Origin of the sequence: Pseudoalteromonas sp. L1 (assembly GCF_021728095.1) — a bacterium.
GTDB lineage: Bacteria > Pseudomonadota > Gammaproteobacteria > Enterobacterales > Alteromonadaceae > Pseudoalteromonas.
The window spans coordinates 853580-878144 of the sequence record NZ_JAKKCT010000001.1; the positions used below are offsets into that span (position 1 = coordinate 853580).

23 protein-coding genes are annotated in these 24565 nt (G+C 37.2%); 19 read left to right on the plus strand and 4 right to left on the minus strand.

Annotated features, from left to right (window positions below; all coding sequences use genetic code 11):
- Positions 1-46 precede the first annotated feature (46 nt).
- From pabC to L3V38_RS04040, 7 genes are read left to right on the plus strand one after another with little or no spacing between them, the layout of a single operon-like run.
- Positions 47-859 carry an aminodeoxychorismate lyase gene (gene pabC, locus L3V38_RS04010; protein ID WP_237118455.1) on the plus strand — a complete coding sequence of 271 codons (813 nt, stop codon included), beginning with the start codon at positions 47-49 and terminating at the stop codon, positions 857-859.
- A complete protein-coding gene (gene mltG / locus L3V38_RS04015; protein ID WP_237118457.1) occupies positions 856-1836 on the plus strand; it encodes an endolytic transglycosylase MltG in 981 nt (326 codons plus the stop codon). Before pabC ends, mltG begins: the two co-directional genes overlap by 4 nt.
- 15 nt (positions 1837-1851) lie before the next feature.
- A complete protein-coding gene (gene tmk, locus L3V38_RS04020; RefSeq protein ID WP_237118458.1) occupies positions 1852-2478 on the plus strand; it encodes a dTMP kinase in 627 nt (208 codons plus the stop codon).
- A 1-nt stretch (position 2479) separates the two neighbouring features.
- Positions 2480-3373 (plus strand): DNA polymerase III subunit, encoded by an 894-nt coding sequence (locus L3V38_RS04025; RefSeq protein WP_237118459.1) that lies wholly within the window; start codon positions 2480-2482, stop codon positions 3371-3373.
- 8 nt (positions 3374-3381) lie between these two features.
- A complete protein-coding gene (locus tag L3V38_RS04030; protein WP_062569227.1) occupies positions 3382-3708 on the plus strand; it encodes a PilZ domain-containing protein in 327 nt (108 codons plus the stop codon).
- Between the two features lie 13 nt (positions 3709-3721).
- The gene (locus tag L3V38_RS04035) at positions 3722-4501 is read left to right on the plus strand and encodes a YchF/TatD family DNA exonuclease (protein ID WP_237118460.1); all 780 of its coding nucleotides are present in this window, start codon (positions 3722-3724) and stop codon (positions 4499-4501) included.
- Entirely contained in the window at positions 4501-6357 is a 1857-nt protein-coding gene (locus L3V38_RS04040; RefSeq protein WP_130150012.1) for an alkaline phosphatase D family protein, read from the plus strand. Before L3V38_RS04035 ends, L3V38_RS04040 begins: the two co-directional genes overlap by 1 nt.
- 63 nt (positions 6358-6420) lie before the next feature.
- Here L3V38_RS04040 and L3V38_RS04045 read toward each other — a convergent pair whose 3' ends face one another.
- From L3V38_RS04045 to L3V38_RS04060, 4 genes are all read right to left on the minus strand, one after another.
- Entirely contained in the window at positions 6421-7731 is a 1311-nt protein-coding gene (locus tag L3V38_RS04045; protein ID WP_237118461.1) for an O-antigen ligase family protein, read from the minus strand.
- Between the two features lie 64 nt (positions 7732-7795).
- Positions 7796-8341 (minus strand): hypothetical protein, encoded by a 546-nt coding sequence (locus tag L3V38_RS04050; RefSeq protein WP_237118462.1) that lies wholly within the window; start codon positions 8339-8341, stop codon positions 7796-7798.
- Positions 8342-8362: 21 nt separating this feature from the next.
- Positions 8363-10369: an EAL domain-containing protein gene (locus L3V38_RS04055; protein ID WP_130150102.1), complete on the minus strand. Its 2007-nt coding sequence runs from the start codon at positions 10367-10369 to the stop codon at positions 8363-8365.
- A complete protein-coding gene (locus L3V38_RS04060; protein ID WP_130150009.1) occupies positions 10353-11051 on the minus strand; it encodes a transglutaminase-like cysteine peptidase in 699 nt (232 codons plus the stop codon). Before L3V38_RS04060 ends, L3V38_RS04055 begins: the two co-directional genes overlap by 17 nt.
- Before the next feature lie 258 nt (positions 11052-11309).
- Here L3V38_RS04060 and galU point away from each other — a divergent pair, with 258 nt between their 5' ends.
- From galU to L3V38_RS04120, 12 genes are all read left to right on the plus strand, one after another.
- Positions 11310-12203, plus strand: coding sequence for a UTP--glucose-1-phosphate uridylyltransferase GalU (gene galU, locus L3V38_RS04065; RefSeq protein ID WP_237118463.1), 894 nt, complete (start codon positions 11310-11312; stop codon positions 12201-12203).
- Positions 12204-12213: 10 nt separating this feature from the next.
- The gene (locus tag L3V38_RS04070) at positions 12214-13557 is read left to right on the plus strand and encodes a UDP-glucose/GDP-mannose dehydrogenase family protein (protein WP_130150007.1); all 1344 of its coding nucleotides are present in this window, start codon (positions 12214-12216) and stop codon (positions 13555-13557) included.
- Positions 13558-13572: 15 nt separating this feature from the next.
- Complete coding sequence (locus tag L3V38_RS04075; RefSeq protein WP_237118464.1) at positions 13573-14400, plus strand: glycosyltransferase family 2 protein; 828 nt, start codon at positions 13573-13575, stop codon at positions 14398-14400.
- A 104-nt stretch (positions 14401-14504) separates the two neighbouring features.
- Positions 14505-14822: a DapH/DapD/GlmU-related protein gene (locus L3V38_RS04080; protein WP_228074465.1), complete on the plus strand. Its 318-nt coding sequence runs from the start codon at positions 14505-14507 to the stop codon at positions 14820-14822.
- Positions 14815-15267: an oligosaccharide biosynthesis protein Alg14 gene (locus L3V38_RS04085; protein WP_130150005.1), complete on the plus strand. Its 453-nt coding sequence runs from the start codon at positions 14815-14817 to the stop codon at positions 15265-15267. The genes L3V38_RS04080 and L3V38_RS04085 overlap by 8 nt, the downstream gene beginning before the upstream one ends.
- The gene (locus L3V38_RS04090; protein ID WP_130150004.1) at positions 15267-15773 is read left to right on the plus strand and encodes a glycosyltransferase; all 507 of its coding nucleotides are present in this window, start codon (positions 15267-15269) and stop codon (positions 15771-15773) included. The genes L3V38_RS04085 and L3V38_RS04090 overlap by 1 nt, the downstream gene beginning before the upstream one ends.
- Positions 15763-16941 (plus strand): hypothetical protein, encoded by a 1179-nt coding sequence (locus L3V38_RS04095; RefSeq protein ID WP_237118465.1) that lies wholly within the window; start codon positions 15763-15765, stop codon positions 16939-16941. The genes L3V38_RS04090 and L3V38_RS04095 overlap by 11 nt, the downstream gene beginning before the upstream one ends.
- Positions 16934-18106: an O-antigen ligase family protein gene (locus L3V38_RS04100; RefSeq protein ID WP_237118466.1), complete on the plus strand. Its 1173-nt coding sequence runs from the start codon at positions 16934-16936 to the stop codon at positions 18104-18106. The genes L3V38_RS04095 and L3V38_RS04100 overlap by 8 nt, the downstream gene beginning before the upstream one ends.
- The gene (locus tag L3V38_RS04105; protein WP_130150001.1) at positions 18103-20010 is read left to right on the plus strand and encodes a hypothetical protein; all 1908 of its coding nucleotides are present in this window, start codon (positions 18103-18105) and stop codon (positions 20008-20010) included. The genes L3V38_RS04100 and L3V38_RS04105 overlap by 4 nt, the downstream gene beginning before the upstream one ends.
- A gap of 11 nt (positions 20011-20021) precedes the next feature.
- Positions 20022-21068: an acyltransferase gene (locus L3V38_RS04110; protein ID WP_130150000.1), complete on the plus strand. Its 1047-nt coding sequence runs from the start codon at positions 20022-20024 to the stop codon at positions 21066-21068.
- A 474-nt stretch (positions 21069-21542) separates the two neighbouring features.
- Positions 21543-23771, plus strand: a complete 2229-nt coding sequence (locus L3V38_RS04115; protein WP_237118467.1) for a choice-of-anchor A family protein — start codon at positions 21543-21545, stop codon at positions 23769-23771.
- Positions 23772-23861: 90 nt separating this feature from the next.
- The gene (locus L3V38_RS04120; RefSeq protein WP_130149998.1) at positions 23862-24260 is read left to right on the plus strand and encodes a 3-phosphoshikimate 1-carboxyvinyltransferase; all 399 of its coding nucleotides are present in this window, start codon (positions 23862-23864) and stop codon (positions 24258-24260) included.
- The last annotated feature ends 305 nt before the right edge of the window (positions 24261-24565 follow it).

Consider the following 24565-nt stretch of genomic DNA (forward strand, 5'->3'; position numbering starts at 1 on the left):
AACGGACTAAAAAGAAGAGCCCAGTTGTTTAACTGGGCTTTTTTGTATGAGCAAATTAAAACAGACAATAAAAATAACCAATTCAGATTCCACAATAAGCACCCAAGATCGTGGTTTAAATTATGGTGATGGCTTTTTTACAACAGCTTCTATTGTTGATGCTTGCATTGAGCATTGGGACTTACATAAAGCGCGTTTAGTTGAATGCGCTGAGCGATTATTTTTCCCTGAATTAGATTTAAACGAAATAGAGCAAGTAGTTAACAAAGCGATTTGCGATACACGCAGTGGCATATTAAAAGTTGTCGTGACCCGTGGCGCAGGTGGACGGGGTTATGGTTTACCTGACGAGCCAACTGTCCAAGTGCTGATCAGCGTATTACCTCAGGTTTCACATTATAAAAATTGGCAAGAGCAGGGTGTAAGCCTTGCAATCAGTGATATCAGGCTTTCACATCAACCTTTACTTGCTGGACTAAAAACCTTGAATCGCTTAGAGCAGGTGCTTATCAAACATCACATGCACTCTATCGAGTGTGATGACGTTATAGTGCTTGATTATGATGACAATGTGATTGAGTGCTCTGCAGCAAATCTATTTGCGATTAAAGACGGTCAAATCGTTTCCCCCAAGTTAGACTGCTGTGGCATCACAGGGGTTTATCTAAGCGCTTTATGTGATAAGTTAGCCATTAAGTTTAAAGCAATCCAAGTTGATGAGTTTTTAGCGATGGATGCAGTGTTTATGTGTAACAGTTTAATGGGCGTGGTTCCTGTAGCAAACATTGCTGATACACAGTTTGATATTACGTACAGTAAAGCATTATTAAAGGCGCAATTTGCCAAGGAGAGTCAGTGATTAAAGTCATTGTTAGCGTGCTATTATTAGCATTGCTATGTTGTGGTATTGGTTATCAACAACTTCAATCAGCATTGAAAATGCCGTTAAAAGTTGAAGACAATACTTTATTCAAAGTAGAGCGTGGCACTGGCTTTAATCAGCTTTGCCAAGCATGGCAAACAAATCACTGGGTTGATAGCTGCTTTAAGTTTCAAGTACTCGCTAAATTAGATCCTACGCTTACTGATTTAAAAGCGGGTCTTTATGAACTGGATACAAGCGCTGTTATTGATAATATTCGCCGCATCAATCAAGGCGCACAAGTAAGCTTTAGCTTCACCATTATTGAAGGTCAGCCACTTCGTGACGTCGTTGCCAATATCCAAAAGCAAGCCTATTTAACCCAAGATTTAGATACAGAAAATTTAGCGACGCAGATAAGTAACACACAAGAAAATTTAGAAGGCTGGTTATTTCCTGACACCTATCATTACCATAGTGAAGATAGCGCCAGCGGCTTATTAAAACGTGCATACAGTAAAATGCAGCAAGAATTAGATACAGCGTGGCAAAATCGAGCGCAAGATTTAGTATTAAATTCGCCCTATGAAGCGTTGATTCTTGCTTCTATTATTGAAAAAGAAACAGGCCTTGCAAGCGAGCGACCCATGATTTCAGCGGTGTTTACTAATCGTTTGAAAAGCAATATGCGACTGCAAACTGATCCAACCGTGATTTATGGTATAGGTGCTAATTTCGACGGAGATATTAAGCGCAAAGATCTAACTACTTACACGCCGTATAATACATACAAAATTAAAGGACTACCGCCAACACCGATTGCAATGCCATCTCGAGCAGCTTTGCTTGCAGCGGTCAACCCACCTGAGTCTGAGTATGTATATTTTGTATCGAAAGGGGATGGTAGCCATCATTTTTCGAAGACATTACAAGAGCATAACCGTGCTGTGCAGCAGTACCAGTTGAACAAATAACCAGAATAGAGTCATATGACAGCGAAATTTATAGTGATTGAAGGCCTCGAAGGTGCTGGAAAATCAACGGCAATAGCCGTATGCCAAGCTTATTTAGAGAACAAACAAGTCGATTTTATGAATGTGCGTGAGCCTGGTGGCACACCAATGGCTGAAGAACTTCGCAATATTGTTAAGCAAGATCACACAGAACAAGTAACGGGTGAAACTGAATTATTGATTATGTACGCTGCACGTTCTCAGTTAGTTGAAAATGTGATTAATCCTGCCCTTGAGAAAGGCACATGGGTTTTAGGCGATCGCCATGATCTTTCATCACAAGCCTATCAAGGCGGTGGTCGTGGCATTGAGCAAACTAAGTTATCATTTTTAGCTGATATGGTACTAAAAGGGTTAAAACCAGATTTGACCATTTATTTAGATATTGACCCTGTTGTCGGTCTTGCTCGTGCCAAAGGCCGTGGTGAACTTGACCGTATTGAACAAGAGGCGCTAGGCTTTTTTGAGCGCACTCGCGCACGCTACCTTGAAATTGCTAAAACTGACAGTAGTATCAAAACAGTGGATGCAAACCAAACAATGCCCAAGGTGCATGCGGCAATAATTACTGTACTTGACAACTTTTTTGCTGGATTAAACTAATATGCCTTTGCCATGGCTTGAAAGTCTTTATCAGCAATTAGCCCATAGCTTTTCGCAGCAGCGCTTTCATCATGCACAGCTGTTTAATGGTGATAAAGGGGTTGGTAAACAACACTTAGTCGATTCACTCGCCGATGGTCTGCTATGTGCTTCACCTGTGCAATTAAGAGCGTGTGGTCATTGTAAAAGTTGTCAGCTTAATCAAGCAGGAACGCATCCAGATAAGCGAATTGTGAGAGTTGATGGACAAACAATTGGTGTTGATGAAATTCGCGATATCACTCACTTTATTAATCATTCCGCGGCACAAAATGGCAACAAAGTAGTTGTTCTTGAACAATGTCATAAAATGACCACTGCGGCAGCGAATGCCTTATTAAAAACACTTGAAGAGCCAAGCTTAAACCGTTATTTGCTTTTAACCTGTGAGCAAACAGCTTTATTGCCCGCGACTATTCTAAGTCGCTGCGCTGTGCATGAAGTCAAAGTTGATAGTTCAATTACGACACAATGGTTAGCCTCTTTAAGTATTCCTAATTATTCTTGGTTAGCATTATTTGCTAGTCAACCGCTTTTAGTGGAGCAGTGGCATAAAGAGCATCAGTTAGAGTCTGTTGACTTACTTTATAAATTTGCAACTGAGATAAAAGACAGCCATAATTTCAGCACGTTAGTCGATATATTAAATAAAGATCATAGTCTTATTAATGTATTTGCTCTGTTTTTAACTGAACACCTTAAAACGCAATTAGTATTAGGTATGGACTTTTTCAGCTATCAAAAAGCACAAACTGCACTTTCTGAGTTTCTTTATAATAGTTCTCATGTGCTTGGCTTAAATATGTCACTTGCCATTTCACAATTAGCGTTGACTTTACGTGAGAGCCAAAATTAGGACATAGTGTGCAAGAATTACTAGTAGATATTGAAGACTTAGACGAGCTATATCGATGTTATATGCCTTATTTAAAAAACGGTGGTTTATTTGTGCGCACGAATATGCGTTTTGAGATGGGGCATTCATTAGCATTAAAAGTAACATTACCTGATGCACTTGAAGATGATGTAATTACAGGTAAGGTTACATGGATTACACCTCAAGGGGCTCAGAGCTCTAATCCACCAGGTATCGGTGTAAGCTTCATTGATGATAAAACCAATTTGAATGCTAAAATCGAAAAACTACTTGGGACTATGTTAAACTCAGGCAATCCGACCTATACCATGTAATAAAAGTTGTACCATGATTGTAGATTCACATTGTCATTTAGACCGCCTTGATTTCGATAAACTCGACCTTAATTTAGACCAAGTGTTAGAAAATGCACGGGCGAAAAAAGTTGAGCATTTTCTTTGTGTTAGCGTTACATTAGATCAGTTTCCAAGCATGTTGGATAAAATTAAAAATTACCCTGATGTATCAGCATCTTGTGGGGTACACCCGCTAGATCAAAAGGATGCGCTTGATAAGCAAACACTGATCAACCTTGCCAGTCACGACAAAGTGGTTGCGATTGGCGAAACAGGGCTTGATTATTACTACTCAAAAGATACACATATTGTTCAACAAGAAAGTTTTGTTGGTCACATTGAAGTTGCTAATGAGCTTAATAAACCGCTTATTATTCATACCCGAGATGCTCGAGAAGACACCATCAACTTAATGCGTTCACACAACGCAGAGAAATGCGGGGGGGTATTACACTGCTTTACCGAAAATTGGGATATGGCCAAAAAAGCCATTGATATGGGCTTTTATATTTCAATTTCAGGTATTGTTACGTTTAAAAATGCAGTTGAGTTAAAAGACGTTGTTAAGCAAATTCCGCTTGACCGTTTATTAATAGAAACAGATTCTCCTTATTTAGCGCCTGTTCCATATCGTGGTAAAACAAATCAACCTGCCTACGTTGAAGATGTTGCTTATTATATTTCTGAACTGAAGGGGCTTAACTTCAACGAGTTAGCCGAAGCAACAACCAATAACTTTTACTCGTTGTTTAAGCAAGCTAAAAGGGCATAATAGTGAGCGGCGTATCGAACTTACCTCAGCTAATTATGGGGCCAATGGTACGCCGTGCAGATGCAGGGCGAGTGTGCTTTCAGTTTGTTACCACCACGCCTTGCCAATACCGAATTGAGTTCACAGGTGTTGAAACCTTCTCGAACTTTGAGTCTATCCAACTTGGGCAAAACATTTATTTAAATTTTATCAATGTAATGCCTGCCAGTGGCGAATTTGCGGTTGACTCACTGATCTACTACACATTGCATGATAAAGAAAATTGCCTTGATTTGTCAGCATATTGCTATGAACGTGCGGAATCTCCTGCATTTGTGATCCCTAATAGGCTCGATAGAATTCTTCATGGCTCGTGTCGTAACCCTCATCACCCCGCAAAAGACAGTCTCGTTGCTGCAGATAATTGGCAAAATGACCAGCGTCAGTCGCTTAATGCGGGTGCTGACTTATTACTGTTATCTGGCGACCAAATATACGCGGATGACGTAGCAGGGCCTATGCTGCTCGCGATTGAAAAAGTGATTAGTTTATTTGGCGTGTTTGAAGAGGCTGAGCTTGATTTAGATTTACCAACAGGGTTCGAGCAGCAACTTTACCAGCGCCATTTAAACTTACCTAAGGTGCCTTGGCAAAAACGAAGCAAATTTGGTGTTGGTTATTGGCTTAAAAAAGACGAACCGCATTTTTCAAGCTTAAAAGCTGAGAATCACTTAATTCATTTTCAAGAGTTTATAGCGCTTTATTTACTAAACTTTAGTGCGGTTACTTGGCAGTTAATTGAGTTTGACGCAATCGAATGTCCTGCATTGCCCCCTAAATACGCTAATTTATTTAAACTTGAAAAAGAAGCGCTGGTTGGATTCGCACAAGGTCTGCGTAGTGTTGAAAGATTATTTGCGAATGTGTCGACATTAATGATGTTTGATGACCACGATGTCACTGATGATTGGAATTTAACAGCAGGGTGGGAGCAAGCTATCTATCAGCACCCAGCTAGTAAGCGTATTGTAAATAATGGCTTAATTAGTTACTGGTTAATGCAAGGGATTGGTAATGATGCCGGTGACAAAACATTTGAGCTTTTGCCTGCATTTAAGCGAAGTTTTTCAACTAATCTATGGGATTTTAAGGGATTCGATAAGCATATTTTAGATTTTAATCATTGGCACTACGAACTTAATACCATACCCAAAGTGGTGGTATTAGATACCCGAACTCACCGTTGGCGCAATGAGCAAAACTTCAATGAACCTTCAGGATTACTTGATTGGGAGAGGCTTACTGAATTGGAAGAAAGCTTATTATCTCACGATAAAGTGATTATTGTTTCCCCAGCCCCAGTGTTTGGTGTTAAATCAATTGAAGCAATCCAAGCAATTTTTAATTTTTGTGGTCAGCCTTTACTTGTCGATGTAGAAAATTGGATGGCCCATGAGGGCTCGGCCAAAAAGTTGTTGGATACATTCCGTCGTGAAGATACGCCAAAAGAAACCTTGATTCTTTCTGGTGATGTACATTATTCCTTTTGTTTTTCTGTGCAAAAACGCTTTGGTAAACATAAAAACCGTATTTGGCAGCTCACTGCTAGTGGCATTAAAAATGAGTTTCCTCGAAAGCTTATCAATGTGTTAGATAAACTAGATTCAATTCTCTATGCGCCAAAAAGCCCACTTAACTTTTTTACTAAACGTTGGCAAATGGAAGTTGATAAACACAAAACGAAAGGAGAAGGTCAAAAGTACTTAGTGAGTGATGCGGCAATCAGCTTAATTGAGCTCGACAGTGGTTTATTAAAACGCTACGAGCTCATTCATGCTGATAATCGCATCACAGAGTTTGATTTAGAAGAGCAGTAATTTAAGTGAGCGAGTTCTATCAACTCAGCAAATTTTAGCGAATTGATATCGATTATAACCTTTCTACTTTTTTCTTATTCGCTTCGGTGCAGGCAATTGATTAGTTAATATAGCCAAACATAAAATAACTATGAACATGATTGAGTTTGCACCAGCTTGCAGTGAGTAGTCGACTGATGAATGTAGCATCATTGCGACAATAGCTGTAGCACAGCCAAAAGCAACGCCTTGATACAATGCTGTTTTGCGAGTTCGCATCGTATTGATGCATAACCACAAGCAATACAAAACAAGAACTCCTAACAATAATGTAGTAGGTATGCCTAGCTCAACTGCAAACTGTACGTAATCGTTATGGGCGTTGTCGTAGTATCCAGAGTAAGGCTGAGATTGGTATGCAGGAAACGCCGTATAGAATGTACCACCGCCAGAGCCAAGCAATGGTTTATCTAAAATAAGTGGCACTGAATCGCGAACTACTTCATCACGTGTTTCAGATTGTAAGCTGGTTTCACTTATGCGTTGCTTGACTTTTTCTACATCAAAAATAGCCCCAACTACAATTAAATCAATTATAAAAAAACTGATGATAAGTGGCTTAAATGCTTTTGGTTTTTGCTTATAAAAAAATAATGCCAATAAGCTAACGACTACAAGAGCAATAAAAAATGCTGAATTACCCATCCGGCTACGAGTTAAAATGAGCGCTACTATAATGATAATTAAAGATACACGTAGGATGATTTTAGAACTCAGGGACACTTCTGCAAGTGCACGTAATTTTTGTTTAAAAGAGAGCTTATAGTCGTTCTTTGTACGCTTTAACTCGCTAACTAATAAACCTATACCTAAGCATAAACACAGGGCTAAGTAATTAGCTAAAAAATTAGAATAAGTAAATGTGCCAATGGCGCGATCTGTGTGTTTATATCCAAAAAGGGGACTCACTAAATCTGGTGATAAGTTTAAGTAGGTAGCATACAAGGCTTGAAAAACGCCGGCGAAAATAACAGTGTAAATTAACGCCTTAATCTTCTGTGTACTATTGCAATAAGTAAATATTAACCAGCTTAGCATGAGCAGGAATGTACTTTTTAATAACATCTGTTTAGTTTGAAATGGATCAATGCTAATGCTTAACAGTTGAGCAAAGCATACTAGAATAACGAGGCTCAAACTTGCCAATATAGGCCAACTATAGCGAGGAGGGAATAGCGCTTGGTCACTATTTAAAGCACTGTTAGCAAGGTGAGTAAGAAAATTAAAACAGATTAAAATGCCTATAGCTAAGACTGCCCAAGGTCTATAACTACCCAAAGGTAGAGGAAGTAAAAATAAGATTAAACAAATAAAGAAGAAAATAAAACGATTCAAAATAAACTCAAACAAAATAAAAACGCAGCCGATTGGCTGCGTTTACATAGACTAAAAGTGCAGATTAATTCTCTACTTCAGAGATACCAGCATCACCACCTGTACCACCAGCACCTGGAGGTGTAGGAAGAGTTGGTAAGCTAACTACCGGTGAAGGTGCGGGGCCGGCACCAGGTCCCGCTGCTGTTGCTTCTGATGCGACAGTCGGATCAATACCAGCGGTGATTGCAGAAAGAGTGATTGCATCACTATCAAAACCTGCATCAGAAAGTGCTGCTAAAAAGTCAGAGATCAGTGGGCTGTCAACACCAAAGTTTGCAACAACCGTAGCAACCATTGCATCCATATCTGCAGAACCACAAGCACCTTTAAACAGTTTGTCGTCTAATTTAACCTCTTCCTTGTTTTTACAAATACGTCTAATCGCTTCAACTAAATCTTCACGTAATTGCTCCGAAGAGGTTTCTGCTGTTGCGTTATTAAGAACGTCGATAATGTTATTTGTGCTAACTTCTTGAACTACAGCATCGTTGTCCGTTTGTGCGTAGGTTGGAAGGGCTGTGATAGCAGTTGCGCTAGCGACTAAGCTAGCAAGAATTAATTTTTTCATTTCTCGTCCCTTGGTTGAGTACTAATTGCAAAATTTTAACGCATCGGCGCAAAAAGTAAACTCTTTATTCACGCCATTATTATTAGATTTAATAATTTTTGATGGAGGCAGTATCAAATTACCCTGTAAACCATCACATCCTAAGTTTTCAAGCATTTCTAAAGTATCCGCTTTTTCAACTAAACAAGCTAAAACTTTAATACCAAAACCATGGCAAATATTATTAACAGTCTGGATATAAAACTGACTTTGTGGGTTAGTTACTAAATCTTGAATATAGCTGCCATCGATTTTAACATATTCTATATCAAGACCTTGCAAATACTTGAATGAGGTCAAACTTGTGCCAAAATGCTCGATACATACCCCAATGCCAAGCTCTTTTATAGCATCTATATGTAAAGAGGCTACGTGCACATTATAAAGCAAGCTTATTTCATGAAGCTCAAACAGTAAGTTAGTTTTAATAACGGGTTTCGCTTGGGAGAACAAAGTTAACCATTCTATAAAGCTTGTTGAGTACAACGAAGTCTTGCTAATGTTTAATGCAAATACCTCATCTGGGTATCGCTCTTTAATGTTGACAAAGTTCAGTATAATTTTTTTATCGAGCTCTTCGGTTAAGTTTAACTTTTCAGCCATGGCAAACAAGTGTGCATTATTTACTTTTTCGCCCTCGTGAGTGAAATGTGCAAAAACTTCAAAATAACACTGTGAATTAGCTTTGTTTGCTTTTTTTACCGGTTGAATAGAAAAGCTTACTTCCCCTGCATTTATAATTGACTTGATTAGGGTGCGCCATTGATTAACGCTAAATAGTGACCTTTTATCACTACAACTTATATTATTATCTTCGCCAGTTGTGCAGCCAGTATCCAGTAATGACAAGACTTCACCAATACTCGCCCCTTTTTCGATAGCAACGAGTGCTAAGTTTGCGTAACCGTTGATGTGCAAGCTATTTTCTTTTTGGCTTAGCTTATCATTAAGTTCCAGACGCACTTTATTTAAAAACACAGAATCGTAAGGAGCCAATAGTATAAAAGTTCCACCGTTCAGTCTAAATACTGATGAATTCGGTAGTTCGCTAGCAGACTGTGTGAGCAATTCAGCAGCATCAATAACGTGTTGGTCACCATCTTGATAACTCACTACTTGGTTTATGTTGTTTAATGAGGGAAGGGTAAGCATCATTGCCGTTATGGGTGAGTCATCCGAAATATTATTTACGACTGAGTGAAAGTAATTTTCAAATGACTTGCGGTTACCAAGTCCAGTTATTGAGTCTATGTATACTTGTTCTGTGAGCGTTTGAGTTTGTTTGGTTAATGAGTCAAAAGTACTCTGTAAGTTCTTCACCATGTTGTTAATAGCTTGAGTCACGGTACGTAATTCACGTGCAACAGGTATTTCTTCATTAAGAGTAAAACGCTTACGAGTGACTAATTTAGCTTGATTTTCCACTGCTTTTAAAGGCTTGAACACAGCGCGTAAAATTAAAAATGCCACAGCTAAGGATGCTGCAAGCAATAAGAATGAACTGTATAGACTACGCAACATGTGTTGCCACAAGGTCAAATATGATTGGCCGGTGTGGCTAGAAACATCCAGTGTACCTGCTATTATCCAGCCGCTATTGATTTCAGAATGCATCGTTGGGGCACTCAATTCAAAGAGATTAATGAACCAACTAGGAACGGACTCAACACGTTTCGGATTTTGTAACTGAAATACGACGTTATTTTGCATATCAGTAAATTTTATTTCATTGTAATAGCCAGAATCAAAAATAGCGGTCGCCATAGTTTCTGCAATCATTATGTTATCATCTTCTAAATAAGGTGATATGGAAAGCCCCAAACTAGTTGCTGTATCCTGAGCGTGGCTGGCCATTTGTGTTTGCAGGTAATGACGGGTGGTATCTACGTCAGTAAAAACACGTACAAAAAATGATGTAACAGAAATTAAAATGATCAAGCTATATACTTGAGTTTTTAAGCTTAAGCCATCTTTAAAGATTCGAGACATAACTACTAGTTCCTTTATTGTTACTATTTGAAGGCGCAAGCTCACCTTGTTCAATTCTTTCTAGCATAGTGTTCCAAGCAGACACGCCATTGCTATTCTTAACTTTGTTTCCTAAGCCTTTAGATTTGGCCAACCACAAGCCTTGGCCATTAAAGCTGTATATAGGTTTTAAATCGTTGCGTTTGTTTGCGGGTACCAATTTAGTATCAAAGTTGTCTAATACGAGTGGTATTTGGTTGGGTTTTTCGAAGTATATAAGTACCATATGTGGTTGGTTAACTGTGCGTTGGCGTACATACATTAATCTTATTTTTTCTTCAGGCACACCGAGTGCTATTAATGTAAAGTATTTAGCAATAACATAATCTTCGCAGTCACCCATACCCACACCAAGGCTCTCAAGTGGAGTGGCCCAGTAATCTTTCTTTTGCCACAGCTCTTCATCGGTTTTGTATTTTATATGTGTGTTAAAAAAGTCATTAACTAAATGAATTTTTTGCCATTCGCTTTTTTTCGCAGAATCATCAATAAAACTTAGCCATGTTTTTATTCTGTGATGGCCAGTATCTCCGTATAACTGTTTTGCACGGGTAATTATATCGCTGTTACGCAAATGCAATAGCATGTCCTGTGCACAAACAAAAAAAGACACAAATATAATTATGCAAAATCCTATACGCACAATACCATCTCTAGAAAATAAACAGGGTGATTATATTCCCATTAAAATTAAAATGATAGGTTATAAAAAAAGCAAAATCTTTAATGTTAACTTTTCGGTAACAAAAAACAATCTAAAAGGCTTCTTTTTTATATTGAGCCGTTGTTTGTGTTGTGTATAATAACGGTCCATATGGATTGTAGCACTTCAAAGTTTCGCTGAAACTAATAGATTATCAGCGATAGCTATATTGTATGAAGTTATAGAAAAGGATTGCTAGTGAAAGTTTCAAAAGCTGTTTTGCCTGTTGCTGGGTTGGGTACTCGTATGTTACCAGCTACTAAAGCAGCACCCAAAGAAATGCTCCCCTTAGTTGACAAACCTCTTATCCAATATGTTGTAAATGAAGCTGTTCAAGCAGGCATCAAAGAAATTGTTCTGATTACACATGCCTCAAAAAATGCCATAGAAAACCATTTTGATACTAGTTTTGAGTTAGAAGCTACACTTGAAGCCCGTGTAAAACGCAGTTTGCTTGAGGAAGTCCGTTCAATCATTCCTAAAGGGGTCAGTATTATTTCGGTGCGCCAGTCAGCCCCCCTAGGACTTGGGCACGCAATCCTTGAAGCTCGGCCAATAATTGGTAATAACCCATTTGCTATTTTGTTACCGGATGTAATTATCGATGAATATAAGTCAAACCTTAAGATTGATAATTTAGCACACATGATCAGGCAATTTGAGCAGAGCCAACATAATCAAATAATGGTTGAGCCTGTTCCGTATGAGCAGGTTCAAAATTATGGTGTTGTTGATCTTAGCGGTAAAACAATTAAGGCAGGTGAAAATGCAACTATCACTAATATGGTGGAAAAACCTCAGCTAGGCGCTGCCCCTAGCAATTTTGCAATAACAGGCAGATATGTTGTATCTCCAGCTATTAGGAATCTATTAGAGTGTACTCCCGCTGGGGCTGGAGGTGAAATTCAACTAACAGATGCGTTGTTGCAATTACGTCATATCGAGAAAATTGAAGCATATCATTTAAAAGGTAAGTCACACGACTGTGGCTCAAAACTTGGCTATATGCTCGCTAACGTAGAGTATGCGATGCAATCAAGCCTACTGGGTGAAGAATTTACAAAACATGTAAAAGAACTCATCGCATCATAAGAGGGATAAAATGAAAGTAACTTTTTACGGAGTTGGGTATGTTGGCTTGGTTCAAGCCGCAGTTTTTGCTGACGCTGGTCATGATGTGTGTTGTGTGGATATCGATGAAACACGCATAGAAAATTTAAAGAACGGAATAATTCCAATATACGAACCAGGTTTGACGCCTTTAGTACAAAAAAACTTTGAAGAAGGTCGTTTAACTTTCACTACCGATCCTAAATTTGGGGTTGAGTTTGGTGATCTACAATTTATAGCTGTCGGGACTCCGCCTGACGAAGATGGTTCTGCAGATTTAAAATATGTATTAAAAGTAGCGGAGACAATCGCTACTTACATGGAAACGCCCAAAGTTATTATTGATAAATCAACGGTTCCTGTAGGCACTGCAGATAAAGTAAAAGCGACTGTGCAGTCGATACTTGATAACCGTGGAAGTGGTTTAACTTTCTCGGTTGTATCAAATCCTGAATTTCTAAAAGAAGGTGCAGCGGTTAATGACTGCAAACGTCCAGACCGTATAATTATTGGCACTGACTCAGCTGATACAGAAGAGCAAATGCGTGAACTTTACGCGCCATTCAATAGAAATCACGAAAAAATAATCGTAATGGATATTAAAAGCGCTGAGCTTACTAAGTATGCTGCTAATTGTATGCTTGCAACCAAAATTAGTTTTATGAACGAAATGGCAAATATTGCTGAGCGCGTTGGTGCTGATATTGAGCATGTACGCCATGGTATTGGTTCAGATCCTCGGATTGGTTACCAGTTTATTTATCCAGGCTGTGGCTATGGTGGCTCTTGTTTCCCTAAGGACGTTCAGGCACTGGTTCGAACAACTGACAGCTTGGGTTATGACTCACAAATTTTAAAAGCTGTTGAAGCCGTTAATTATGCGCAAAAGCATAAATTATTCGAATATATTACGAAGCACTTCGATTTATTAAACAATCCTGATGCTATAAAAGGCAAGGTGTTTGCTTTGTGGGGCTTGAGCTTTAAACCAAACACTGATGACATGCGAGAAGCACCAAGTCGAGTACTGATGGAACAACTTTGGGCTGCCGGTGCAAAAGTGCAAGCATATGACCCTGAAGCGATGGAAGAAACTCAGCGCATTTATGGCGCACGAAATGATTTAAGCTTTATGGGAACCAAAGAATCAGCATTAAATAATGCAGATGCTCTTGTTATTTGTACTGAGTGGCAAAATTTTAAAGCACCTGATTTTTCGTTGATAAAGTCATTACTAACGACTCCAGTTATCTTCGACGGACGTAATTTGTTCGAACCTAAGAGGCTAAAAAATAAAGGCTTTAGTTATTATTCTATTGGTCGAAATATTTTATAGTATAAGGGTCTTAAAATGTTGACAGTTATAATACCTGCATATAATGAAGAAAAATGTATTGAAAGGACGTTATCCGAATTAACGAATTTTTCGAGTTTGGAGGTTGAGGTAATTGTCTTGCCAAATGGCTGTGTTGATAATACAGCCGAGTTCGTTAGAGCTAAATTTCCTTCATTTAAAGTAGTCGAGCTTGATACTGGCTCAAAAATATTAGCTATAAATAAAGGGCTTGAAATTGCTCAGTTTGAACATGTGCTTGTTCAAGATGCTGATGTGATCATAAGCACGGAAAGTATTAGCAGTATTTTAAGGTTTATTAAAAGTGAGCAGTATTTATTTGCCTCTCCAAAGACAAAAATAGTTCAAGATGGTAGCTTGTTAACAAACATGTACTACGGTTTTTTGAAACTTACTCCAGCTTATCGAGTTGGCATGGTTAATTCTGGTGCATATCTTATTTCTCCAAAGGCCCGTGCTATGTTAGGGAAGTTCCCACAAGTTATCGCTGATGATGGCTATGTTAAGGGAACTTTAGGTTCAGCTAACTTGACAACAATTCCTTCTTGCTATTCTGTCGTAATGAGTCCAAGAACAATTTGGTCACTTATTAAAATCAAAACGAGAAGTAAATTAGGCAATATGGAATTGAAGAAGAAGTTTACTTCACCGACTACTGGCGGTAATAGTTTTTCTTCTTTGTTTAAAATAGCCATCAAAGAGAAAGCGTTGTTTAAGTTTTTAGTTTATGCGACGGTCATTTCAATAGCGACATTTCGTGCGAAGTTGCAAATTAAAAAATTAAAGACAATTAAATGGGAAAGGGACGAGAGTACGAGAATATGAAAAGATTCATACACGTCTATGTACGACATTTTATACTATCTATTATTACGCTTTGGTATATCCATTTTTATAAAATGAATATACATAAAAGCGTTAGAATTTCATTGAAAGCGAAGCTAGATAAAACAAACCCTAAAGGTGTTCATATCGGTGCGGGTACTTATATTGCATTTGGGTCGGTAATTCTCACCCATGATATGTGCCGAGACATTCATAAAGACGTGAGAATAGGTGAAAATTGTTTCATTGGTGGTAACTCAATCATAATGCCAGGAGTTACTTTGGGCGATTCCTGTATTGTTGCGGCAGGAGCTGTTGTGACAAAGGATGTAAGTTCAGGGACAATTGTCGCAGGAAATCCTGCAGTCGCAATTCGTACAAATATTAAAACGAAAGCTTTAGGAATATTAATTAATGAGTAAGAAGCTCATAGCAATTGCATCTACGGGTGGTCATTATGTGCAATTGAGCAGAATCATGAAACAAGCTAACTTTGATTCTAATGACATTTTATTTGTGCGAACAAAAGTAAATGCGCACGATACACCTTCTTTTGAGAATGAAACCCTAATTGAGGATGTGTCAAGAGACACATTAATCCGTTCACCAATCATCGCTTTTCAGATGTTAAAACTTGTCTTAAAGCATAAACCTAAATGGATAGTAACCACAGGCGCAATGCCTGGGTTAATTTCTATCGTAATAGGCCGACTATTACTTAGAAAAACCATGTGGGTAGATAGTATTGCTAATACAAAACAATTATCTGCTTCGGGACGAATGGCAAAGAAATTTGCACATAAAACATTAACCCAATGGCCAGATTTAGCTGGTGATAATGTTGAATACAAGGGTCGAGTTATATAATGAAAGTGCTTGTAACTGTGGGTGCGCAATTACCTTTTAAACGACTGATCGAGGCTATCAGCGATATTAATAAATCACTAAGTTTGGATGTTTTTGCTCAGGTTGGTGAAGATTCGAATACTTATGATGGTATTCAAGTGATTGATTTTTTGAGTTCGAATGAGTACAAGGCGAAACTAGAGTGGTGCGATATAGTAATTGCTCACGCCGGTATGGGAACCATTATTCAATGTTTGGAATTAAATAAAAAGCTTATTGTTGTACCTAGATTAGCTAGGTTTGGTGAGCACAGAAATGATCACCAACTCGATACTATTTCAAGATTTGAGCCATTGACCTCATCAACGAGCTTAATGAGAGTGTGCCGTGATTTAGAAGACTTAGAACAGACTTTCGAGGAGATCGAGAAACTAAGCGAGACGAATGACTTCTTCACGACTGAAAAAGAGAAAGATACAGAGAGCCTTGGTTTATATATTAAAAAAATGATAGATGATGAAGTATAAATTATCTTTATTGATTGACTCGCTATTGTCTTCGGGTGCTAACTTTTTAATTACGTTTCTTTTACTCAAGTATGAAGGGAATGAGTCAGTAGTCATGTTTGGTGTTGCTATGACACTGGCATTAATTTTCTTATCTTTTCAAAGAACAATTGTACTTATTCCTTTTAATTTAAAAGAAGATAAGAGCAGTAAAATCAGGATAATTGAGTTTCTGAGTTGCTCACTTTTCCTATTAGTGCTTTTTTTAGTGTTAATTTTTATTAGCACCTATTTTGCATTTTCATATCAGGGGCAGTGGCTACTAGCTCCAGCTTTATTCGCTTTTTTATTTATACATGAATCATTTAGATATCTACTTATGGTAAGTAAGCTGTACTTTTTACCTGCTTTGGTATCTGTTGTTTTGGTATCTACTTTTGCAGTTTCTTTATTGTTTAGTGGTTTATCTATAGAGCTTTTGATAAACACCTATTTATGTTTATTTGCACTAGAATTAATTGTAATCACGCTTTTCGTCACATTTAAAAAAGCAAACTCGGGTGAGCAGAAGTTAGACATTTTTTTTTGGTTTCGTGACACACGACATTTATTAAATCGAAATGTGCAATCCATCTCTCAATTATTACTCGTACATTCCCCGTTTTTGTTAGTATCGGCTTTATATCCTGCAACAATTTCTTCTGTACTGTTCATTGCTCGCTCTGTGTTTCAACCAGTACAAATTTTGATTAAGTCACTGGAGGCTGTTGATCAAAGAAAACTCGCCAGTTTAAAAGATGATGCACACACATTTGTAAAGAGTTTGTTCAAAAAATATATGCTGATTTCTTTAGTTGCCTCATCTATTTGTCTATTAATAGCTGTTTATTTATTTCCAGTTGTGTATGCCGATCAGGCTGTTCCTAAGCTTGGTGATCTACTGTTCTGGGCAGGTATCCTTACTTGTTTATCCTGCTCTAGAAGTGTTGAAATGCTGCTCGTGAAAAAAAATATGTATAAAAAGATGAATTCGCTATACCTATTATCAGGCTTAGGTGTGTCATCTCTTTTATTATTGAATTTATTTCTTCATGTACAAATTTCACCATCATTTTCTATTTTTTTGGGGTGGCTGTTTTTGGCGATTACTTATTATTTGATTGTTATGAAAGGAGTCGACAATGAATAGGGTAAGGCTCTTTAACTTATTTCTTTTTTCAATGTTTATTATCTTTTCTTTATTTGTTTTTAGAATACGCGAATATGGAAGTGATAGTGTCGATTTTCAAATCGTGTTAAGACTAATGGCATGGGGAGGAGGCATTTTAATCGCATTTATATATTTTTATAAATTTGGTTTTAGGGTGTCTAACAATCATGAGTTGTTATTTGTTGCCTTTATTCTCTTAGCTATTTTGATGCTTCCTTTTTCAATGCTTCCTTTTCGTAGCTTTGTTGTAGTGCTTTCCTATGCTGCCTTTTATTTTTATTTTAAGTATGTAAAAAGTAGGTTTGGAGATGACTTTCTCCTGTATTCAATTTCTTTGTCATTCTTCGTAGTTGTTTGTTTCTCATACTTTTATTATTTGGCATTACCCGACTTAGGGAGACATATTTATTGGTTAAATGATGTTTTATTTGTGAGCCCGCGTATGAGTGGGGTTTTCTCTACATCGAATGCAATGGGGGGATTTTGTGCCGTATATTGCTTGTTTTTGTTACATGCATTTAACAAGAGCATTATCTCTAAGTCTTTTTTTATAGTTGCATTTGGCTTGTCTTTAATTGCTTTACTATTAAGCGATAGTAAGACCGCTTTTATATCATTTGTTTTTTCTTCTTTATTTTTATACAAAAGAAATAAGTTTATTTTATTTGTGATTTTATCAGGTGTAATTTTTACCTCTTTATTAATAATATATGCTGCATTTGATTTCTATGGTTTCCTTGAGCATGTATCCCGTCACGGTGATCCTGAAGAAGTTCTCACGTTCACAGGGAGAACATATATCTGGCCAGCTGTATTTGATATGGCACTTGATAGGCCTTTTACTGGCTATGGCATAGGTGTAACGTCTTTGGCTTTGCCAACGTTAGAAGATATTATTGGCTATACACCTGCTCATGCGCATAACTTAGTCTTACAAGCTTTTTTTTGTCTTGGTCTTGGTGGCATGTTATGTATAACTGCAATTCTCGGCTATAATCTCGTTGTAAAATGCAAGAATAGATTGGGTAACTCGATGGCTGTTTATATTGTTATTACCTCTTTATTTGAGGCCTCGTTTTTATCCGGTGTAGCTGGCTACTCTATAATCCCTGTTATTTATATGGTTTTAAGTAAAGAAAAATGAGACGCTATTTAATTTTATTTTTACTTCTTTTTATCTCATCTAATAGCCTCGCCGCTATTGATGATTACAATTTAGTCTTAGCATCAGGTCAGTCATTAAGTATAGGGCACACTGATCAAGACTTGAATCCGATAATTTTCCCTAATGAAGTTAATCCTAACAAAGTATTTTTGTTCAACGGTGTAAGGACCACTGCGCCTCGATATTATCAAAGGTTAGTAGAAAGTGACGTGAGGTTTTTGGAACCTTTGAAAGATGTGACTAGACAAACACATGCATACTCAATGTTCAAAATGTTGGAGTATTTATATTCTATTGAAAACAAACCTTTTCCTAAGTTTGTTTATGCTCCCCATGGTCGTGGAGGGCAAAAGATAAGTAAACTTGAATATGGTACTGAACCATTTGAAAATGGGCTCACAATGCTAAGAGCAGGGGAAAGGTTAGCTGCTCAAAGTGGTGAAAGTTTTAATGTTCCTTTTATTACTTGGATACATGGTGAATCTAACGCAAATTCTAATTTACAGGACTATAAGCAAAAGCTTGGTAAGTTATATAATGCTTACCAAAATAAAGTACAAACTACCTCTTCTAAAACCCGCAATCCTATATTATTCGTGGATCAAACCGGCGTTAGTTATGGGCATGATATTGCTGTTTCATTGTGGGAATTTGCAAACGATAACGAAACCGTCTCTCTAGTGATGCCAAAGTACTTTCTTAATAGAAATTACTTTAACAGACCTGATGAAAGAACCCACTTAAATACAAAAGGGTATATTCTACAAGGTGAGTATTTTGCAAAAGCAATCTTTTCTACATTTGAATCCAATAAAAAATGGAAACCACTACAACCTGAATCTTTAAAAATAGAAAATAATAAAGCCTTTGTGAAATTACATGTTCCAGAGGGGGATTTAACTGTTGACACTCATACTTTGCCAGAAGCACCAGGCTACGGTCTAAAGTATATTTCTCCAAATAATATAGAATACATTCCTCAAGTATCAATTCAGGGTGATACGTTAACGCTTGAGTTCAATACCACGCTGGAGGTGGGGGGAAAGATAGACAGTGGCTTTACCTTGGATGACAGGTATAACACTGCAAACCAGAAAACCCCAGTGACTAATATCAGAGATACATCGACATTAATTTCTTCTGTGGATCAGCAGCCGCTGCATAACTGGTTAGTGCAATTTTCTATAGAGATAACTCCTCAAACTCCCGGTATGTCTTCTTCTGTAAACCCAAGTGGCAACAATATATGGCATGATGGAGATATCGTTGCTGATATGACAGAGCCATACTCTATTATTGGCGGGAGCTATAATAACAGGGATTTAAACTATGCTTTATACCGTGTAAGTTTTGATGCCGAAATAGAATCGGGTACCCCAATTTTTAACATCGGAGATTCAAGCATTCCAATTACAAAAGAGGGAGATAATTCTTTTGTAGCAATTGTTTGTGAGCCTACAGAGGATATGGTTTCTGTAGTAAGTACGCAAACAATGTTTACTGGTGCGATGCAATCTATTTCTTTAAAACCGATACTATCCGAAACTAATTTTGACCAATATAGCGTGGAAGAGTTAGGTGACAATATTTGGCCTAATAATGTAACCGTTGAGAATTATGAAGCTGATGATTTCTTAGTTACTGGAGATTATTTTATTAAAACGAAGTTACAGTATCCTATATATTTACTTGAATACGAAGTTCAAGTGAATGAAGGATCAGCCTATATCAATATTGGCGATTTCCATAAAAGTATCAACGATACGGGAGTTTTTTATAGTAGGGTACCTATTTGTAAGCCTGAGTTTGGCCGCTTAAGATTTTCCTCAGGTAAATCTGGCTTTTCAGGGAAGATTAGTAATATTGAAATTGAACCAATTTAAAAGGTCATAGTTTGTTTTATAATTCAATTAATAATTTCCGTGCGATCGCCATTATGTTTATCGTCTTCGGTCATTCTTTCGATGTTTCAGGTGTCGCTTTAGATAGTTTTTGGGAAGTGTTTTTTAGAAATCTGTTATCTGGTGGTACCATTCTCTTTGTTTTCATTTCAGGCTTTCTTTTTGAAGTTGTATTTTTAAAAAAGTTTACTTTTTCTAAATTTTATTTCTCCAGAGCTTCAAAGCTGGTATGGCCATATTTATTATTGTCGATCATACCAATCTGCTTATATATATATGTATCTAACCCAATTTCTGATGGCTATTTTTTGCCTCACTCAGAAGGAGCTATATCACAGTTTATGGTACCTTTTCTTAAATATGAAGTAACAGGCCGCTTTATGACTGCGTATTGGTATATCCCTTTTGCGTTACTCTTATTTTTACTCTCGCCATTAGTGGTTCTTATACTTAAAAAAGATTTTAAATTTAAGGTGTCACTCATTCTTGTTCTTTCATGCGTGTCAATTTTTATTCATAGACCTGTCGATAATATGAACCACTTGCATTCTGTCGTGTTTTTTTTCCCAATTTATCTAATTGGTGCCGTGGTATCCCAGTATAGAGAACCTTTGTTAAACACTTTTCAAGGTAATCGATTTTGGCTGCTGTTTTTATTATCAATTAGTTTCACACTGGTTCAGACCTATTTAGGTGATGTAGGGAGCTACCATAAGCCATTTTTTGAATTTGGCGGCATCGATCTGATGTTTCTGCAAAAGTTATTTCTCTCTTTCTTTTTCTTCTCATTGCTAGAAAAGTACTCAAAAAGTAATTTGTTTTTCGACAATCTTGCGAGTACAAGTTTTGCAGTGTTCTTCATACATCCTTATCTAATCTTTATATTTAGAAACTTAAAACTGCCAACTCCTGATACGGCGTTTTTTCAGTGGGTATATTTCATTGCTCTATCGCTCACGTTTGTGATACTCAGTATGCTGATAGCGATATTCTTGAAAAAGTTACTCAATGATAAGAGTAAATATATTATTGGCTATTGAAAATAGAGTTTAAATAACTAACCTCCAATCGGTTATAAAGATTACCTAACAAACACTATCTGCAATAAAAGAAAAAGCCCTAAACCTGTTGGTTGATTGAGTCACTGACAGGTTTTCTTCTAAATAGAAATATTGCTCGAGATTGTCATCTAACAGACAAGTCCACTGAGTTCAGCTAAAAGTTTGGATCGTGCTTTCAAGAACCCCCTCTTAATTCGGTTAACATTAAATTAACTTTAAAGTAGTCTTTTAGGGTTGTTTTTTAGTTTGTTTTATCCTTCTTTATTACCTAACTTACTGATTTTTGTGTTTTGTACTTTTTTGTGGAACATTAAAGTGGTACTTTTGTAGTGTCTTTTGTTTATTTGCATTTAATTTGTATATATAATGCGCTGCAATTAAATCATGGACATGACTATAAGCTGAACACACAGTTTTTGGTGTTATTGACGCACTTTCATTACGAGGGAAATAATGACTAACTCTTTACTAAAATTAAAAAAGCTAAGCACAGTGATTGCTATTAGTTTAGCAAGCTCAACAACTTTGGCTGCAGACTTAGGCGTTGCCAATAATTTTTCTGCGTTTGTTTTTGAGGATTTTAAATCTAATTCAGGCCGTGCTGAGGGCGCAATAGCAGCAGGTGAGATAAGTCTGAAAGGATACAGTGTTGGTTATACAAGACCTTACAATGCTGGCGAATATTATTTAATTAGTGAATCTACTATCGCTTTCAAATCAGGTCGTCAATATGTGGGCAGTATGATCGCCAGCGGTGCTGCGGATATTAATTGGAGTGTTCGGTGGGGCATGGAGTGGGGCTCTAAAATCCTATCGAATCAAAGTGAATCTGCAATGCCATTCAACTTTGATGAGCAAGAACAATACTATAAAGATTTAAGTACTGAATTAAGTGCTCTTTCAACGACGGGTACTGTAAAGAGTATGTGGGGCGGCCTTTACTTAGAAGGTGATGGTAATTCTGCTAGACAAGTATTTAACTTAGACGCACGGGATTTTGCTAAGGCACATACCTTCGCTGTGTCAGGGATCCCCCATGGTGCAACAGTCGTTTTTAATATTAGCGGCGATGATAATGTTGTTGTAAAAGGTAAAAGCTTTGCGAGTTTACATGATCATGCAACTAAAACTGTATTCAACTTTGCGAATGCCAAAAAACTTGATATCAAAGGGAATCGTTGGCAAGGCGTTGTTTTAGCTCCGTTTGCTGATATTAGAGGTGTTCATGGTGTCGCTAAGATGCCAATTATTGGTCAAAGCTTTTATGGTTCAATGACTTTGTTAGGCGGTGAATTCAGCGGTAACTTACCTGAAATCACTGAGCCAGTATGTAATGATATTGATGTTACTGATAAATGGAGTTGGACTGGCAGTGAGTTTATGCCCGAGTTTGACCAAGTTATTTCAACGCCGATAGCTGTAAATCTAAATGATGATAATGGCGATGGCGTAATTGATGAAAAAGATGTGACGGATATTTTAGCTGTAACTTTTAATATTGCTAATTATCGTGCACAGGGCATTGTTCGAGCGTTTAGCGGTATCGATGGTGAAGAATTATGGAAAACTGAAAACCTTGACGGATCTTTTGACTACAAAACAGTTAAAGCGAGTTCAACTTATTCTATCTCTGCTGCAGATATTAATAATGATGGATTAGTTGAGGTTATAGTAAGGGATTCCTCTGATCACAGCTATAAGATTTATAGTAATGCTGGTGAATTGATTAAGGCTATTCCAAAAGGCTTTGCATATGGGAATTCGACCATATCTGATCTTGATGGAGATGGTTCTGCTGAATTTATTATTGGTAATAGTATTGTAAATCTTGATGATAATTCAATCATTAAACTTAAAAAGCCAGTGGATTATAATAAAGGCAATTTTGCTATGATTGATTCTATCGCTTTTGATGCAGATCTAGATGGCCAACAAGAAGTCTTAGTAAATGGTGTTTTATACACTAAAGATGGACATATTCTATGGAACCAAAATACACAACAAGGCTTCTCAGCAATTGGTAACTTTGACAATGATGCATACCCAGAAGTCGTGCTGACTGATTTGGATGGCACTGTTAAGCTTCTAGAACATGATGGCTCAGTTATCTGGGAGTATCAAGCAGATGACTCAGGTGGCGGTGTTCCGTCTATTGGTGATGTTGATGGCAATGGCGAACCTGATATTGTTGTTGCAGGTGGTGAATTGATTAAGGTTTTGAATAAAGACGGTGTTTTAATTAATTCCTTTGCAGTTAATGATCCTTCAAGTAAACGAGCCGGTGTTATAACGTATGACTTCAATGGTGATGGTAAAGATGAGATTGTTAACATTGATGAAACTGGTTTGAATATATTTAGTGGATTGGAAAATAGATTAATTTATACGTCGGCGCAGTCTTCAGGTACAATTTGGGAATACCCAATAGTAGTCGATTTAGACGGTGATGGTTCTGGAGAAATTATTTCTGTTTCCAATACATTACTTTTGCCAAGTGGTAAAACGGGAACTAATGGTATTTCTGTTAAAACCTCAGCAAGCTGTAAGTGGTCACCTGCTACACGTATTTGGAATCAACATTCTTTCTCTGGTTCGAATATAAATCAAGATGGCTCGTTGCCTTTACAGCAAGAGAACAGTTGGGAACAATCAAATACTTTCCGTTCTGGTAATCTAAATTAAATCATTCATCTTAACGAGCCAATTAACTTTTTTAATTGGCTCATTTTGTTAGAATAGCGCTCATTTTAAAATGGATTTAAAAGGTTTACTTTGGCTGATTTACGCGATGACCCTGCAATTAGAAGCTTGATGGAAAGAATGCCTGAGGATATTCAAGATACATTTACTGATGAGCAGTTAATGCATTTGAAAATTGCAATTGGCGCAAGGCAATGGGGGAATCATGCTGTTGACCTGCGAGGTGTCATTAAATTATTTAAATACCGGTACTACTATGTATTTTTGGCAGGCCGAAATAGGCGTAAGTTAACTTCTCAAGAGCAGAAAGTAGCTAAGTTTGGGCAAGCAGTAATTTTAAGTGTGGCAGTTTCGTTCGTCATCTTAATTATATTAGTAACCTTATATCTAGCAAAATCCGCATTGGGAATTGATATATTTTCTGGCTTTTCTTTTGGGCTGTGGGACTGGTTTAACTCCCTGTTAAATTAGAATAGCTAAAGTGGATGAGGGAATTTGGTTTTACTCACCTTTTTTTATTGGTAACTTGATGTGATTTCGCCCATATTAAGTAATATAATGTCACTACTGTCACATTAAATTAATATGAGTAATATTCATGTTTATTGCTTAAATATGTTTATTTATTGTGAATAATTTAGCTTGCTGCAATTCGTTTTTTGTAAATAAAACCCAATGTTTCAATTTTATTTTGAATGTAATTTGTTCGATTTTGTCTTTTTTGAAAAAATACATGAAAAGAAACTGCTTCTATCCCTTTGTTTGTTTGAATAATA

What these genes read in the sequence shown, in the direction of transcription:
- L3V38_RS04075 (WP_237118464.1), top strand. Translation starts at nt 13,573, where the DNA reads ATGTTGACAGTTATAATACCTGCATATAATGAAGAAAAATGTATTGAA.
- L3V38_RS04090 (WP_130150004.1), top strand. Translation starts at nt 15,267, where the DNA reads ATGAAAGTGCTTGTAACTGTGGGTGCGCAATTACCTTTTAAACGACTG.
- L3V38_RS04100 (WP_237118466.1), top strand. Translation starts at nt 16,934, where the DNA reads ATGAATAGGGTAAGGCTCTTTAACTTATTTCTTTTTTCAATGTTTATT.
- L3V38_RS04085 (WP_130150005.1), top strand. Translation starts at nt 14,815, where the DNA reads ATGAGTAAGAAGCTCATAGCAATTGCATCTACGGGTGGTCATTATGTG.
- L3V38_RS04070 (WP_130150007.1), top strand. Translation starts at nt 12,214, where the DNA reads ATGAAAGTAACTTTTTACGGAGTTGGGTATGTTGGCTTGGTTCAAGCC.
- tmk (WP_237118458.1), top strand. Translation starts at nt 1,852, where the DNA reads ATGACAGCGAAATTTATAGTGATTGAAGGCCTCGAAGGTGCTGGAAAA.
- pabC (WP_237118455.1), top strand. Translation starts at nt 47, where the DNA reads ATGAGCAAATTAAAACAGACAATAAAAATAACCAATTCAGATTCCACA.
- L3V38_RS04105 (WP_130150001.1), top strand. Translation starts at nt 18,103, where the DNA reads ATGAGACGCTATTTAATTTTATTTTTACTTCTTTTTATCTCATCTAAT.
- L3V38_RS04115 (WP_237118467.1), top strand. Translation starts at nt 21,543, where the DNA reads ATGACTAACTCTTTACTAAAATTAAAAAAGCTAAGCACAGTGATTGCT.
- L3V38_RS04025 (WP_237118459.1), top strand. Translation starts at nt 2,480, where the DNA reads ATGCCTTTGCCATGGCTTGAAAGTCTTTATCAGCAATTAGCCCATAGC.
- L3V38_RS04050 (WP_237118462.1), bottom strand. Translation starts at nt 8,341, where the DNA reads ATGAAAAAATTAATTCTTGCTAGCTTAGTCGCTAGCGCAACTGCTATC.
- L3V38_RS04035 (WP_237118460.1), top strand. Translation starts at nt 3,722, where the DNA reads ATGATTGTAGATTCACATTGTCATTTAGACCGCCTTGATTTCGATAAA.
- L3V38_RS04055 (WP_130150102.1), bottom strand. Translation starts at nt 10,369, where the DNA reads ATGTCTCGAATCTTTAAAGATGGCTTAAGCTTAAAAACTCAAGTATAT.
- L3V38_RS04095 (WP_237118465.1), top strand. Translation starts at nt 15,763, where the DNA reads ATGAAGTATAAATTATCTTTATTGATTGACTCGCTATTGTCTTCGGGT.